Here is a 15,682-nt window from a genome sequence, read left to right as displayed (position 1 = left end):
GGCTTAATTCTCTAAGGTATGTACGATGAAAATGTACTTGTTATCTTTGGCTGTAGGGTTGCTTGTTGGTGTCTTATATTATGTTCTAAATGTTAAGTCACCAGCTCCACCTCTTGTTGCATTAGTCGGTTTATTGGGCATGGTGATAGGAGAGCAACTTCTTCCTTTCATTAAGTCTTATTTTTAACCTGTTTAATTCAAAAAAGCTAAATGGTGTTATGCCATTTAGCTTTTTATATTAATAAATATCTTCAATTACTTTATACGGCGGCCTTGTTCATCAATGATTACTTCGCCATCTTCTTTTGCAAAATAGCTTAAGTTTTGTGAATCTAAAATGTCCAGTACAATCTCAGAAGGTCGGCAAAGTCGCGTGCCTTTTGGTGTAACAACAAATGGGCGATTAATTAAAATTGGATATTGCAACATAAAATCAATTAACTGTTCGTCGGTCCAATGGTTTTGTTCTAACTCTAAATCTTTATAGGGATCAACATTTTTACGAATTGCTTCACGTACAGTTAAGCCTGAATCCTTAATGAGTTGAATTAATTCATCTTTACTCGGTGGAGTTTGTAAATATTCAATAACGATAGGCTCAAACCCAGCATGACGAATAAGCGCTAATGTATTGCGTGAGGTTCCGCAAGCAGGGTTATGGTAAATCTTTACTAGCTCAGTCATGGTAAATTTATTATCAAATTAAGATATTGCATTTATATATGGATATCCGTATATTTGCAATAACGAATATGCTCTGTTGAAGATATGATCAACCAAGTCGATTTCTTTAAATGTCTATCTGACCAAACTCGGTTAAACATTCTTAAGCTAGTTCTTAGCAAACAAAATATTTGTGTCTGTGAGTTAACTGAACAGCTTGAGTTGAGCCAACCGAAAATCTCTAGACACTTAGCCTTATTAAGAACTCATGGCATTTTACTTGATGCACGACAGGGGCAATGGGTGTATTACAGCGTCAATCCAGATTTACCCAATTGGGCTGTTGAAGTTTTGAAAACTATAGCAAACCAAGATGAAAATTTAGTGAATCAATCATCTTCACAGTTTTCTTCTATTTCTACCTATTGTGGGTGAGGCCATGAAATTTTTATTTTTATGCACTGGAAACAGTTGCCGTAGCATTTTGTCAGAAGTTTTATTTAACAGCCGTGCACCAAAAGGTTGGAAAGCTTATAGCGCTGGTAGTAAACCATCAGGACAGATACATCCATTAACCATTGAAACACTTGAAAACTTATGTCTTTCAACAGATGGGCTATGGAGTAAAACGATTGATGACTGCGAGCAGTATCAACCAGATGTTGTGATTACAGTATGTGATTCTGCTGCACAAGAAGCATGCCCACTTTATTTAGGTGGCGCAATCAAAGCACATTGGGGTTTAAGTGACCCATCTCACTTAGACTTGCCGAAAGAAGAAAAGCTTAAAGCATTCCAAGAGACTGTAGATCATATCAACCGTCGTTTAGATGCATTGTTTGCACTTGATGTTGCGAACTTAAGCCGTTCACATTTGATTGCTGAGATTAATAAAATCTCTCATATTGAGTAAGAGAGCCGAGATGACTAAGCAAAAGCTTTCTTTTTTAGATCGTAACCTGACGCTATGGATTTTTATTGCCATGGCTTTAGGTTTGGCAATTGGGGTGTTCTTTCCTCAAGCCTCGGTTTCTTTGAACAGAATGAGTGTAGATAACGTTAATATTCCGATCGCAATCGGCTTAATTTTGATGATGTATCCACCTTTAGCAAAGGTTGATTATGCTGCGTTACCAGAAGTATTTAAAGACAAGAAAACCTTAACTTTATCGTTGGTACAGAACTGGATTATTGCTCCAGTATTAATGTTTATCCTTGCGATTATTTTCTTACATAGTTATCCAGAGTATATGACTGGTCTTATTTTAATTGGTTTGGCACGTTGTATTGCAATGGTTTTGGTTTGGAATGGTCTGGCTTGTGGTGATAACCAATATGTTGCAGCGTTGGTTGCATTTAACAGTATTTTCCAGATTTTATTCTTTAGTACTTATGCATGGCTTTTCTTAACTTTCTTACCGCCTTATTTTGGTGTGGCAGGGCAAGTCATTGATGTGAATTTTTGGACCATCACACATGCGGTTTTGGTGTACTTAGGTATTCCATTCTTAATGGGGTTCTTGACGCGTTTGGTTTTAGTTAAATCAAAAGGGTTAGATTGGTATCTAACTAGATTTTTACCAAAAATCAGCCCGATTAGTTTAATTGCTTTACTTTTTACCATTGTGGCGATGTTTAGCCTAAAAGGTGGTGATGTAGTGAGCTTACCTTTAGATGTATTACGTATTGCAATCCCACTGACGATTTACTTTGTGGTGATGTTCTTCATTAGCTTCTTTATGAGTAAACGTATGGGGAATAACTATCCCCGCACCACCGCTATTTCATTTACTGCGGCAGGTAATAACTTTGAATTAGCTTTAGCGGTTGCCATTGCAACATTTGGTTTGGCATCACCTGTGGCATTTACCACAGTGATTGGACCATTGGTTGAAGTTCCCGTTTTAATTTCACTCGTTACGGTTTCTCTTTGGTTAAAGAAAAAGTATTTCTCAGATGAACAGTCTTAATAATGATTTATCAAATGTAGCATTAGATCTTCTTGATAAGCCTACATTTGAGCAAGTGCAAGCACAGCAATTTGAACATCCACCACGCATTCTATTGCTATATGGTTCTAATCGTGAGCGTTCTTATAGCCGTTTTGCTGTGTTGACGGCTGGACGCATCCTTGAATACTTAGGTGCTGAGGTCAAAATCTTTCATCCTAAAGGTTTACCTTTACCTGAGGATGCAGGAACAGATCATCCGAAAGTGCAAGAGTTGCATGAGCTTTTAGCTTGGGCAGAAGGTATGGTGTGGTGCTCACCTGAACGTCATGGTGCGATGAGTTCAATTTTAAAAGCCCAGATTGACTGGATTCCTTTGGCAGCCGGAGCAATCCGTGCAACTCAAGGTAAAACCTTAGCAGTCATGCAAGTTAGTGGTGGTTCGCAGTCATTTAATGCGGTCAATCAAATGCGTATTTTAGGGCGTTGGATGCGCATGATTACCATCCCAAATCAGTCTTCGGTTGCTAAAGCTTTTTTAGAGTTTGAAGAAGATGGCAGTATGAAACCATCCTCTTACTATGACCGAATCGTTGATGTAATGGAGGAGTTATATAAGTTCACTTTATTAACACGTGGGCAAAAACAGTACCTAACAGATCGCTACTCTGAGCGCAAAGAGTCGGCAGAAGAGCTATCAAAACGAGTAAATCAAAAATAAACAGTTTCATAAAAAGTGCTCCACGCAGGGCACTTTTTATTGCTTAGCTTTTACACTCAGGCCATTGTGGGCAAAAGTTTTTGTAATAGTTCAATAAAATTTGAAACTTTGGCAGAGCTCTCATTTTCTCGTGTAATCAGGTAAAGAGGCGCATTTAGTTTCATTGAATCATCAAACTCCCGATATACAATTTCATGTTCCCAAAAATTATGCATTGAGGCTGGCACAATCGTTATGCCAATTCCAGCAGCGACTAAATTTAATGTTGCAGTTGGCCGAGGTGCTTCCTGAATAATGCGTGGACTAAAACCTGCTTGGTAGCAACTATATAAAATATTGTCATATAGACCTTGTCCTGAAGAACGACGGTATAAAACAAAATTTTCATTTGATAAGTCATTTGAACTAATTTTTTCTTTTTGTGTAAGTGGATGGCCTATAGGCAATGCCACCATCATTGGCTCATCTAATATATGGTGATGTTTTAACCCAATATCACGGCTGATCGGTGCTCTTAAAAAAGCAATATCAAGTTTCTCGGAGATTAATCGATCTAATTGTTTTTGGCTGCCTGCTTCTTCAAGTTTGGTTTGTACCTTTGGATATATTTCTCGATATGAGCGCAATACTAGTGAAATAAGCGGATGCAAACCTGCGGAACTTGTAAAACCAATGTTGAGTTGTCCAGTTTTACCTTGGCTAACATCTTGGACTAATTTTGGAATATGGCGCGCATGTTCTAATAAAAGTTGTGCTTCTTTAAATAAGGCTAAACCAGCCTCAGTTGGTTCAATTCCTCGAGGCTGGCGAATAAGTAATTGTGTACCAAGTTCTTCTTCGAGTTTTTTAAGTAAACGCGTTAGAGGCGGCTGTTGAATAAACAATCGGTTTGCGGCATGCGTAATATTCCTTTCTTCAATTACCACAACAAAGGCATGGAGCTTATGTAAATCGAGCATAGGAATACCTTTATGGTATGGTTAATGAAAATAAAAGCATTTGTAGATATATCACAAAAGTATCATTCTATCTTGGTCAGATAAAGTGAAAAGTAACGAAAATGAACCATGTTGAGATTGCTGTGCAGAAGGAGAGTGTCCCGACCTGCACAGAGTTATTTTTAGGTTTTTTAACATTAGGTTTAATTGGATTCGGTGGCGTGCTGCCTTTAGCCCGTAAAGTTATTGTAGAGCAGAGACAGTGGTTAAGCCCTGAAAAATTCACTGAGTTACTTGGTCTGTGTCAATTTTTACCAGGCGGCAATATTATTAATTTATCGGTTGCGATTGGCATGGAGTTTCGCGGTGTTCGTGGGGCAGTGAGCTCACTCATTGGTCTGATCCTTGCACCTACGATAATTGTTGTACTTTTACATTATGTCTATGAGCAGTTCCAAGATAATTTAATGGTTAAGCATCTTTTCGAAGGTTTAGCGGCGGCGGCAGCTGGACTTCTAGTTGCAACAGGTTTGAAAATGCTTAAGCCATTATTACGTAATCCATTAGCGATTTGCGTGGTTGTCGCTGCAATCATCAGTATAGCTTTTCTGAAAGTTCCATTACTTGTGACCATGCTGATTTTGTTGGCATTTTACTCGGCAATCATTTGGAGACGTGTGTAATGGGTGCAGTTCTACTTACTTTAGCGATCATTTTTACTCAATTGTCTCTTATTGCATTTGGTGGCGGGAATACAATTTTGCCTGAGATGCAACGCCAAGTAGTTGATATTCATCACTGGATGACGGCACAAGAATTCAGTGCATTGTTCGCCATGGCTCAAGCTGCCCCTGGTCCGAATATGATGATTGTACCTTTGGTGGGATGGCATGTAGCAGGGTTGTCAGGTCTACTTGTGACTTCTACCGCTAAATTTTTACCTTCATCTCTTATTACTGTATTTGTGATGAGAGGCTGGTCAAAATTTAAAGATAAGAAATGGCGCCGTGTTTTACAGCTTGCTTTACAACCTGTCACTGTGGGAACTGTACTTGCCAGTGCGTGGATTATTTCTGAGGCAGCTGCCATAAATACTTTACTCATTATTATGGTAGTCATTGCAACTTTATTATCTTTAATTAAAAAGGTTCATCCTTTACATGTCTTGATCGCTGGGGCTGTATTTGGTGTGGTCTTACTCTAGTTTAACCAGTTTGCCGACCTGCGCTGGATGAGTTCAGGTTGGCTTTTTTTGATTTGAAGTAAATAATTAAATCTAAAAAAACGATCAAATACATAAAAACATACTGTTTCACCTATTCTGTGTTTTCACGTACTATGCATCTATTGAAAGAATTTGGATGCATTGGAGTAAAAACAGATGTTAGATCAAAACATTAAAACTCAATTAAAAGCTTACTTAGAACGTCTAGAAAGTCCAATCGAATTAGTTGCTGCTTTAGATGAATCAGACAAAGCAGCTCAAATTAAAGAGTTGGTAAGTGAAATCGCTGAGCTTTCTGACAAGGTAACAGCCCGTTTTGACGGTAACAATACACGTCGTCCAAGCTTTGGTGTGGCTAAAGCAGGTGAACAACCTCGTGTGTTCTTTGCAGGCTTACCTATGGGTCATGAGTTTACGTCTTTGATCTTGGCGCTGTTACAAGTGTCTGGCTATGCACCTAAAGTGTCAAATGAAGTGCTCAACCAGATTAAAAGTTTAAACCTCAAAGCAAACTTTGATGTATTTGTATCCTTAAGCTGTCATAACTGTCCGGACGTGGTACAGGCGCTTAACCTGATTGCCATTTATAACCCGAACACCACAGCAACCATGATTGACGGTTCATTCTTCCAAGATGAAGTGGAACAACGCAAAATCATGGCTGTGCCAATGGTATTCCAAGACAACGAACACATTGGCCAAGGTCGTATGACCCTTGAAGAGATTGTAGCGAAACTTGATACCAACTCAGCTGAAAAAGATGCAGCAGCACTCAATGCCAAAGATGCTTTTGATGTATTGGTGATTGGTGGTGGTCCTGCGGGCGCAACAGCTGCAATCTATGCTGCACGTAAAGGTATTAACACAGGTATTGTGGCTGAACGCTTCGGTGGTCAGGTCATGGATACCATGGACATTGAAAACTTCACTTCTGTGCAAAAGACCCAAGGTCCTAAGTTTGCTGCTGAGATGGAAGCACATGTTCGTGAATACGATGTGGATATCATGAACCTGCAACGTGTCAGCAAAATCACGGGTGCAGACCAAACAGCAAATGGCTTGGTTGAAGTTGAACTTGAAAACGGTGCAAAACTTGAATCGAAAACTGTGATCCTTTCAACAGGTGCACGTTGGAGAGAAATGAATGTACCGGGTGAGCAAGAATACCGTACCCGTGGTGTTGCGTACTGCCCACACTGTGATGGTCCATTGTTCAAAGGTAAACGTGTTGCTGTGATTGGTGGCGGTAACTCAGGCGTAGAAGCTGCAATTGATCTTGCAGGGATTGTTGAGCATGTAACTCTGGTTGAGTTCGATACCAAACTTCGTGCAGACCAAGTCTTGCAAAACAAATTGCATAGCTTGCCAAACACAACGGTGATTATGAATGCCTTAAGTACAGAAGTGTTAGGTGACGGATCACAAGTGACTGGTCTTAAATATAAAGACCGTGCGACTGATGAAGAGCATGTGGTCGAGCTTGCAGGGATCTTTGTACAGATTGGTTTACTGCCAAACACTGACTTCTTGAAAGACAGTGAAGTTGAGTTAACCAACCGAGGCGAGATCATTGTGAATGACCGCAACGAAACCAATGTACAAGGTGTATTTGCAGCGGGTGACTGTACCACTGTACCTTACAAGCAAATCATTATTGCTACAGGTGAAGGCGCTAAAGCATCGCTCTCTGCGTTTGATTACATTATCCGTTCTGGGCAGTAAAATTTAAGTCCAAAACGAAAGAGCCAAAGGATATCCTTTGGCTCTTTTTCTTTTTATGGTTTATATAAACCGTGTTCGACTAAATGCTCTCGTAAAATACGACGTAACTCTAATACAGCTTGTGGTGTCAGTTGGATTGAATGACCACCTGGAAGAACTTTCTCAGATTTTGCACCTTCTAAGTGAGCACTCTTATAAGGGACAATACCATCGGTAATCACATTTGGATCATCACTCTTGGTGATGTTACCCATAATAGAGTGGAAAACTAATCCTTGGTGTGGATTAATATCTTTTGTGAGTTCCATAAATTTAGATTGATGACTTAGATCGCTCGGTCCATTTTGAATCAAACCATTATCAATATTACTCAAGAAATCTTTAACATCTAAATTTTCGGTTGTCAGTGAAGTCGCTACAGCTGACAAAAATGCACCTGGTAAACGAATAATTTTACGTGCCGCCAATGTAAACCAACGATCTGCATAATCTGTACCGCGATGAGGGGAAGCCAAGAAAATTGCACGATCAAAATTATTGATTGAATGCATTTGCAATCTTTCAGTAACCATTGGATGTTTTTTAAAGCGGTTTTGCTGACGAATCGTCATCAATTCTAAGGCAGGTTTAGTAATATCTCCATCACTGACCAGTAAACGACTGATAATACCTCCCATGCTATGTCCAACAAGAACTGCATCATGCGCGGCAGGATCATTTGGGTTTAGTGAACTAAAAGCTTGTTTAAGCAATGCATAAATTTGAAAACGACTTTCCAAAATTGGCATATTGGTCGAATAGAAAACTTGCCAAACTTGGTAATTGTCTCTTAAAACCGTATCGCCCATAACATCATTGGTCAGTGCAATCCATGCTTCGGGGCTACTTGCTAAACCATGTACCAACACGATAATTTTTTTGTTCGGATTATATGGTTCAAGCATATAGAGATGCGGCATAGTTAAATGCTGATCGCGATCAATCAGACTCAAATAGGCTGCAACTCCTAAATTGTTTTCGGCTAACCATAGGCCATAAGGTGCTGAAAAGTTAGCTGCTAGCGGATATTGCTTGCCTGCTACATTAATATTATCTGTCCGATATGGATCATAAACTCGAATCACGAATTCTGGATTATTAATAATTTCTTCGACAGTGGTCGCGTGTTTGGGTTCAGCTACAATAGTCGCAGCTAAGTAGCGTGCGTTATGAATATTTGGATTAACACCATTTTTATAATTATATTTAAGTGGATCTAAAATATATTCATTAATATCTTCATTTCCTGAACTCGGAAAAACAGCCACAAATTCGGAGCCAAAACCATCGCGGCGGTTAATGGTTCTTAAGCCAGAAAAATTCAGGTTATAACTTGAAATTAATTTCTCTAACTTTTGGCCTGATAGTTGTTTATGAAATTCAAAGTCTATTGAATAAACACTCTTACCAATATGGATTTGTGGCTCTACCACATTTTTTTTCGGGTATCTTAAATCATAAACACTGACCATTTTGGCGATTGCTTGATTATAGAAATCGCGAATTTGAACTTGTCTATTATCAAAAATACGGTCATTAGGCTTACGTTTTGTTGAAAATAGATAGGCATAGCTATAGCGAATACTTTTATCTAATAGGCTCAATTGCTGGTCTAAGCAATCATCATATCTATTCAGAATATTCTTTTGTTCTTCTTCAGATTTATGTTTAGTAAATCTACTTACTTTACAGTCAGATGTATCTGATAAAGCCATTGCTTTTGCGAGATACATCTCGCTTGCTGCTGATAAGAACTGTTCATCTAAAATTTGAGGAAGGTTTTTGAGTTGATTTACACAGGTTTCAGGTGTATCTGTACAAACTTTAGCTTCCTGACCAGACATTGATAAAACATTCAGACTCGCTTCGCTGAGTTTATCTTGGGTAAGAATACTATTACGTTCATTTGCAATTGTTACATTCAAAGCTTGCTGTTTAACATTTACGACCTGACAACCACTCAGAATTGAACCGAGTAGTATGACCGTCAACAGTGTTTTGCTTCTTTTTATTGAAAACATTATGGTCAAAATATAGTGGCTCAATGGTAGGTAGATCATACAAATTTTAAAATATTTTTCAAATGATCAAATATAAAAAAGGGCTGTCAAAACAGCCCTTTTTTATAGAATTAAGCTTATTTTTTAGGTGCAGCAGGAGTAGTTGCTGACATTGCTGGGTTAGTTAAAACTTGCCATACGTTCCAACGACCTTGTTTTTCAATTTCTTGAATTAAACGATCAGCAATTTCCGCTTCATCTGGATATTTAACTTTATAGTTCTTTAGCGTCTGGATCGCGTTTTTCTTTTGCTCCATTGCAATATAGTTATTTGCAGCAGCTAAATATGCTTCTTGAACATTACCTTTAATGGCTTTTTCTAAGTATGGAATCGCTTCACGTTGACCGCCACCTTCAGATAAACCAAAACCGAACCAGAAATTTGTCTCCGCATCATCTGGATTAATTTTTAAAAGTCTTTGAGCATATTCTAAAGATTTAGTGGTATGAACAGTACCTAAATCAAGGTTACGTGCAAGAACACTTGCTTTAAAAGCACGAATTAAAATATCAAATGATGCATTTGGATTTGCAGCAAGTGTATCAAGTTGTTGTGTTACTTCTTTAAGTTTACTTTCAAAGCCTTTACGTTCTTGACGGTCAGTAAAGCGAGGTGGGTAATGACGTGCTTTACCTTCTACTAACTGTAAAAAGTCATCGATAGTAGTCACGTCAATTTCATTTTCACCGGCTAAAACTGCGTATTTCATTGAACGCTGTGAATTATTGACAGTCGGAACGATCAGTTTATTGACGTCGAGGGTAAGCTGTTTGGTTGGATCATCTTGACGATTAACGACCATTTTGGTCACAGGCTGTGCAGCAGCGTCTTTTAATGCAACTTCAAATGCCGGTGGCTGATCATAGTTAAAAGGGTTTAGCGCATAAAAAGGAGGAGTAAGCTCTGGTTCCTTAAAAACAAAAGGCTCAATTTTTTGTTCTTTTACGGGTGCCATTGTACAAGCGGTTAAACTTGAGGTCGCAAGGATTATATATGCCAAAGGCTTAAAATTCATAGGATCTTCCGTTCATTTTAGTAAAGTCAGATTTGGTACAGGTAAGTCTAGGAAAAGCTAAACAGACATGCAAGGGTAAGCGTGTTACATTATGAATCAAGAATATTACGTTTTTGATGTCTTATCTTGCGCACCGCATTCACGACGAACTTCTTCAATAATTTTCAGTTCTTCATCACTAAAAGGCTGTTCATCCTGACTTTCTTTTTTGAAGCTCGGATCTAGCTCTGATAAACGCTGGCATAAATTATTCATACGCGTTTCATTATGCTGAATACGATCAAGTAAAACGCGCATACCTTCTAAAATAGGGTCTGACTGATCAGCAGTTGTCGCATATGGGGCAAAGCCAATACTTTGCGCATAATCACGGCGACGTTCTTCATCTTTATTCTTGTCGGATGCATCTTTATAAATATAGCGAGCAGGGTTTCCTACAGCGGTCACACCAGCAGGGACTGCTTTGGTCACTACAGCATTTGAACCGACTTTAGCGCCTTTACCAACCGTAAATGGACCTAAAATTTTTGCACCAGCGCCAACAACCACACCATCTTCTAAAGTTGGGTGACGTTTGCCAGTCTTCCATGTTGTACCACCTAAGGTCACACCATGATAAAGCGTAACATCATCACCAATTTCAGCAGTTTCACCAATCACAACACCCATGCCATGATCAATAAAAAAACGTTTACCGATTTTGGCACCTGGGTGAATTTCAATGCCTGTTGCAAAACGACTAAATGAAGAAAGAAGGCGAGCAGCACCTTTACAATCTTTTTGCCATAATTCATGAGCAACACGATGCATCATAATCGCATGAATGCCAGGATAGGTCGTGAGAACTTCGAGTGTATTGCGGGCAGCAGGATCTCGCGCAAATACAGCCTTTATATCTTCTTTCAGCTGTTTAAGCATTGGGTTGATCCTCCTTGTCAGATAATGCTTTTTTCCATTTACCACTGGTTAGGGCTTGTACACGACTAAAAATACCGCGAAGTAAATGATATTCCATACGATCTAATTGTATACGACCAAATAAACGACGCAAGCGTAAAGGTAACAAACGTGGATTATCTGGATCTAAAAATTCAATTTCGGTTAGCATTTTCTCTAGATGAGGATAAAACTCTTCCATTTGTTTTTGAGTCACCAATGGTTCATCCCATTGCATGCTTTGACCTTGGACTAATGGCATTTCATCTGCATCTTGATCCACGTTTTCTTGTTCCAGAGCTGACATGCGAAGCTCGTAACATACCACTTGAATTGCTTGCGCAACATTTAATACACCATAGTCAGGATTGACAGGAATTGTTAAATGATAATTGGCCAATGCTAATTCTTCGTTTGTTAAACCACGATCTTCACGGCCAAAAACAATCGCAATTTGTTGTCCCTGACAGGTGGCTTTAATGGCTTCTTTAGCAGCTGGTCTTACGTCAAGTAAAGGCCAAGGAATGGTACGGCTACGTGCACTTGTTCCAAACACTAAATGGCAATCTTTAATAGCATCTTCTAAAGTATCGACAATCTCAAGATGTTCAAATAAATCCTGCGCACCAGCAGCAAGCGCTTGTATGTCTGGGTGAGGATATGTTTTAGGTGCAACAAGAACTAATTTAATTAGCCCCATTGTTTTCATGGCACGTAAAGCACTGCCAATATTGGCAGGCAAGGTAGTGTTTACCATGACAATACGCACTTGTGCTAATTGTTTTGACACAGTGTTGTGATCAAACGAACTCATAAGATTTCCAGAAATTACGAATATTGAGAAACTTCGCTTTGGTATAAATCCAATGCATCGTCCATAGTCATGTCCGCGGGAGGGGAAGCAACGGTTTGCGGACGAGCAGGTTCTGCTGCTTTAGCTGCTTTCGACTTTACTTGATATTCAATATAAATATTATCTTTACCAAAATAATCTCTGAGTTTAGCAAGTAATTCATCGAGAGGAGCAACTTTCCATTGCGGACCAAGTTGAAGCTCAGCTTGAGCATAAGGTTGATCAATCAGGAGTTGTAAAGTGATATGTTGATGCATATCTACATTGCAAAATGGCAAGATTATATTTTGTAAATCTTTTGCCAAAGTGGCTTGCATAAACTCTTCTGTTAATTTGATCTGAATACTGTTAGCACGTTTTTGTCGTATTTCATTTAAAGTAAAAGCCTTAGTTAAACGGCCCATCGGACGTTCAAAGCCTTCTCTTTCATAAATTTCGCCTTCAAAGACGACAACACGCTCAACTTGGATAATATCTTTAAAACGTTGGAAACGTTCATGGTTGCAACTTACTTCAATACGAGCTGTACCATCATCTAGTACAATAACTACGCGATTTGGGAAGTTTGCGACGTCAATGACTAAACCTGCATACACAGTTGTAACACCACGACGTGTAGCCGTAATTTCATTAAGTTTTACAGGAATAAAAGCTTTAAGCTCTTGGCGGTAAACATCAATTGGGTGACCAGTGAGATATAGACCAAGCGTGTCTTTTTCGCCTTTTAGACGAACTTCATCACTCCACGGTTTAACGGGTTTAGCAGGCTTACGTTGAACTTCTTCAACCTCACCAAATAAATCCATAATACCGCTTTCACGATTGCTGCGCGCTTGTTCGGCAGCTTGAACCGCCTCAGGCAATTGTGCCATTAGGCTTGCACGTTCAATTCCCAAGCAATCGAGTGCACCTGCACGAATCAACGCTTCAAGAGTACGCTTATTGATTTTCTTCAAATCAATACGATGGCAAAAATCGAATAGATCTGTATAAGGACCAAATTGTCGACGAGAGTCAATAACTGACTGCATCGCTTGCTCGCCGACACCTTTAATTGCACCTAAACCATAAACAATAGTTTTATCATCGCTCGCATGGAAATGATAAGTCGACATATTGACTGATGGTGGTAAAACTTCTAGACCATTATTTCGGCAGTCATCAATTAAAAATACAACACTGTCAGTGTTCTGCATTTCCGATGACATTACCGCTGCCATAAACTCAGCAGGATAATGTGCTTTTAACCATGCAGTATGGTAGGCAACGAGGGCATAAGCTGCGGCGTGAGATTTGTTGAAACCATAGCCTGCGAACTTCTCCATATAGTCAAAGATATGGTTGGCTGTACTTTCATCAATTCCTTTTTCAGCAGCACCTGCCAAGAATATTTGGCGTTGCTTAACCATCTCCTCAGGTTTCTTTTTACCCATTGCACGACGTAGTAAGTCCGCGCCACCGAGCGTATAACCCGCACAGATCTGTGCTGTCTGCATCACCTGTTCTTGGTAAACCATAATCCCGTAAGTTGGCTCTAATACACCTTCAAGAAGTGGGTGAAGATATTCAAAATCTCCACCATGCATACGGTGAATAAAGTCAGGAATAAGATCCATTGGACCAGGACGATACAATGATACGAATGCAATAATCTCTTCAAATTTACTTGGACGTGCTTCTTTAAGCATTCGTTTCATGCCGACGGATTCAAACTGGAATACCGCTGTTGTATTTGCATCGGCAAAGACAGAGTATGCTTTAGCATCATCAAGTGGAACATGCGAAATAATGAGCGGATCATTACTATCGCGATTTTTATTAATATTTTGAATTGCGTCTTCAATAACGGTTAAGTTACGTAAACCCAAGAAGTCGAATTTGACGAGACCGGCTGCTTCTACATCGTCTTTATCATATTGAGCAACACGGCTAGTTCCATCTTCATCACAAAGTACAGCCGAGAAATCGGTAATCTTACCGGGTGCAATAACAACACCACCAGCATGTTTACCAGTATTTCGGGTGATACCTTCTAGTTTTAATGCCATTTCCCAGATTTCACTCGCATCATCATTATCTGGGTTAGATGGGTTGGTAACGATATCTTTAAGCTGAGGTTCCATCTCGATAGCAGTGGCTAAGTCCACACCGAGCGGTTTAGTCGGTACCATTTTTGAAATACGGTCAGCTAAACCGTAAGACTTACCCAATACACGGGCAACGTCACGAATTGCACCTTTTGCCGCCATCGTACCGAAAGTTGCAATTTGCGACACGGCTTCACGGCCATAAGTACGGGAAACATAATCAATAACGCGGTCACGTCCGGCAATACAGAAGTCGACGTCAAAGTCGGGCATCGAAACACGTTCTGGGTTTAAGAAACGTTCGAAAAGTAGATCGTAACGAAGTGGATCAAGGTCAGTAATTTTTAAGCTATAGGCAACGAGTGAACCCGCACCTGAACCACGACCAGGTCCTACAGGAACGCCATTATTTTTTGCCCACTGGATGAAGTCCATGACGATAAGGAAGTAACCCGGGAATCCCATTTTGAGGATAATGCCGACTTCGTAATCAATTCGTTCATCGTAAGGCTTACGAATTTCTGGCCAGTCTTCGCTACGTTTTTCGACAGGGTAGAGATAATCTAAGCGTTCTTCTAGACCTACTTTTGACAAATGCTCAAAGTAAGTGTCAATAGTAAAGCCATCTGGAGTCGGATAGTCAGGTAAAAAGTAGGTGCCGAGTTGTAAGCTAACATTACAGCGTTTTGCAATGTTATAGGTGTTTTCGATAGCACTTGGGATATCTGAAAACAACTCAATCATTTCATCGGAGGTTTTAAAATGTTGCTCAGGACTATATAAGCGTGGACGACGATCATCTGCTAATACATAGCCATCAGCAATACAAACACGTGCTTCGTGTGCCTCAAAATCTTCTTTTTCTACAAAGTGCACATCATTATGCGCAACTACACCCACATTATATTGGGCAGCAAGTTTAGCAGCTTCTTGAATAAAGTCTTCTTCACCAGGACGATCGGTACGTGTTAAAGCCAGATAAACACGGTTACCAAATTTTTCAATCCATGCCTCTAAAAGCGGAGCTGCTTTTTGAGGGTTAGATGAGCAAAGCATCTGACCCACATCACTATGTTGGCCAAGTAAAACAATAATATCTTGATGCTGTTCAAGTACCCATTCTTTTTTTACACATGGAATACTGAGTTGTTGCCCTTCAATAAAACCGCGTGAAACGATTTCGGTGAGACTTTTCCAGCCTACATTACTCATTGCAAGTAAAGTTGCACGATGTTGAGCATCGTCAAGGCGAATTGTGCTACCTAAAAGCGGCTTAATCCCTTTTTTTAAACAAGAATTATAAAATTTTACAGCTGCATGGAGGTTTGATAGATCGGTTAATGCCAGCGCAGGCATTTGGTCTTTAACCGCAGCGTTGACCAAGTCAGGTATGCGAACTATCGACTCTGTAATCGAAAATTCTGTATAAATACCGAGATGAACAAACTGCATAAACCAATCCTTAATACGACT

At 39.6% G+C, this 15,682-nt stretch carries 15 protein-coding genes; 8 read left to right on the top strand and 7 right to left on the bottom strand.

Annotated features, from left to right (window positions below; genetic code table 11):
* The first annotated feature begins 25 nt into the window (after nucleotides 1-25).
* Complete coding sequence (locus J655_RS24340) at nucleotides 26-187, top strand: DUF1427 family protein (protein WP_000784879.1); 162 nt, start codon at nucleotides 26-28, stop codon at nucleotides 185-187.
* 68 nt (nucleotides 188-255) lie between these two features.
* On the opposite strand, the gene arsC is transcribed toward J655_RS24340, so the two are convergent.
* Entirely contained in the window at nucleotides 256-684 is a 429-nt protein-coding gene (gene arsC / locus J655_RS07315; RefSeq protein WP_017481620.1) for an arsenate reductase (glutaredoxin), read from the bottom strand.
* Nucleotides 685-768: 84 nt separating this feature from the next.
* Between arsC and J655_RS07310 the strand changes: the two genes are divergently transcribed.
* The 4 genes from J655_RS07310 to arsH are packed head-to-tail and all read left to right on the top strand — an operon-like array spanning nucleotide 769 to nucleotide 3,333.
* Nucleotides 769-1,098 carry a metalloregulator ArsR/SmtB family transcription factor gene (locus J655_RS07310; protein ID WP_002114199.1) on the top strand — a complete coding sequence of 110 codons (330 nt, stop codon included), beginning with the start codon at nucleotides 769-771 and terminating at the stop codon, nucleotides 1,096-1,098.
* A gap of 4 nt (nucleotides 1,099-1,102) precedes the next feature.
* Nucleotides 1,103-1,576: an arsenate reductase ArsC gene (locus J655_RS07305; RefSeq protein WP_002114427.1), complete on the top strand. Its 474-nt coding sequence runs from the start codon at nucleotides 1,103-1,105 to the stop codon at nucleotides 1,574-1,576.
* A 10-nt stretch (nucleotides 1,577-1,586) separates the two neighbouring features.
* Nucleotides 1,587-2,633, top strand: a complete 1,047-nt coding sequence (gene arsB / locus J655_RS07300) for an ACR3 family arsenite efflux transporter (RefSeq protein WP_032006702.1) — start codon at nucleotides 1,587-1,589, stop codon at nucleotides 2,631-2,633.
* Nucleotides 2,620-3,333: an arsenical resistance protein ArsH gene (gene arsH, locus J655_RS07295; protein ID WP_001086870.1), complete on the top strand. Its 714-nt coding sequence runs from the start codon at nucleotides 2,620-2,622 to the stop codon at nucleotides 3,331-3,333. Before arsB ends, arsH begins: the two co-directional genes overlap by 14 nt.
* A 56-nt stretch (nucleotides 3,334-3,389) precedes the next feature.
* Here arsH and J655_RS07290 read toward each other — a convergent pair whose 3' ends face one another.
* Nucleotides 3,390-4,292, bottom strand: coding sequence for a LysR family transcriptional regulator (locus tag J655_RS07290; protein WP_032006701.1), 903 nt, complete (start codon nucleotides 4,290-4,292; stop codon nucleotides 3,390-3,392).
* Nucleotides 4,293-4,393: 101 nt separating this feature from the next.
* Between J655_RS07290 and J655_RS07285 the strand changes: the two genes are divergently transcribed.
* The 3 genes from J655_RS07285 (at nucleotide 4,394) to ahpF (ending at nucleotide 7,218) form a co-directional block, all read left to right on the top strand.
* Nucleotides 4,394-4,954: a chromate transporter gene (locus J655_RS07285; RefSeq protein WP_032006700.1), complete on the top strand. Its 561-nt coding sequence runs from the start codon at nucleotides 4,394-4,396 to the stop codon at nucleotides 4,952-4,954.
* On the top strand, nucleotides 4,954-5,475 hold the full coding sequence (locus tag J655_RS07280) for a chromate transporter (protein WP_000501457.1): 522 nt from the start codon (nucleotides 4,954-4,956) through the stop codon (nucleotides 5,473-5,475). Before J655_RS07285 ends, J655_RS07280 begins: the two co-directional genes overlap by 1 nt.
* A gap of 177 nt (nucleotides 5,476-5,652) precedes the next feature.
* The gene (gene ahpF / locus J655_RS07275) at nucleotides 5,653-7,218 is read left to right on the top strand and encodes an alkyl hydroperoxide reductase subunit F (RefSeq protein WP_032052209.1); all 1,566 of its coding nucleotides are present in this window, start codon (nucleotides 5,653-5,655) and stop codon (nucleotides 7,216-7,218) included.
* 53 nt (nucleotides 7,219-7,271) lie between these two features.
* Here ahpF and J655_RS07270 read toward each other — a convergent pair whose 3' ends face one another.
* The 5 genes from J655_RS07270 to dnaE form a co-directional block, all read right to left on the bottom strand.
* The gene (locus J655_RS07270) at nucleotides 7,272-9,278 is read right to left on the bottom strand and encodes an esterase/lipase family protein (protein WP_032052208.1); all 2,007 of its coding nucleotides are present in this window, start codon (nucleotides 9,276-9,278) and stop codon (nucleotides 7,272-7,274) included.
* A 116-nt stretch (nucleotides 9,279-9,394) separates the two neighbouring features.
* Nucleotides 9,395-10,333, bottom strand: coding sequence for an ABUW_2363 family tetratricopeptide repeat lipoprotein (locus J655_RS07265; protein ID WP_032006697.1), 939 nt, complete (start codon nucleotides 10,331-10,333; stop codon nucleotides 9,395-9,397).
* A 105-nt stretch (nucleotides 10,334-10,438) separates the two neighbouring features.
* Entirely contained in the window at nucleotides 10,439-11,251 is an 813-nt protein-coding gene (cysE, locus tag J655_RS07260; protein WP_002114303.1) for a serine O-acetyltransferase, read from the bottom strand.
* Entirely contained in the window at nucleotides 11,244-12,083 is an 840-nt protein-coding gene (locus tag J655_RS07255) for an RNA methyltransferase (protein WP_032052207.1), read from the bottom strand. Before J655_RS07255 ends, cysE begins: the two co-directional genes overlap by 8 nt.
* 14 nt (nucleotides 12,084-12,097) lie before the next feature.
* The gene (dnaE, locus tag J655_RS07250; protein ID WP_032052206.1) at nucleotides 12,098-15,661 is read right to left on the bottom strand and encodes a DNA polymerase III subunit alpha; all 3,564 of its coding nucleotides are present in this window, start codon (nucleotides 15,659-15,661) and stop codon (nucleotides 12,098-12,100) included.
* Between the last annotated feature and the right edge of the window lie 21 nt (nucleotides 15,662-15,682).

Origin of the sequence: Acinetobacter sp. 1294243 (assembly GCF_000588015.1) — a bacterium.
Classification (GTDB): Bacteria; Pseudomonadota; Gammaproteobacteria; order Pseudomonadales; family Moraxellaceae; genus Acinetobacter; species Acinetobacter pittii.
This window is presented reverse-complemented; position numbering and strand designations above follow the sequence as displayed.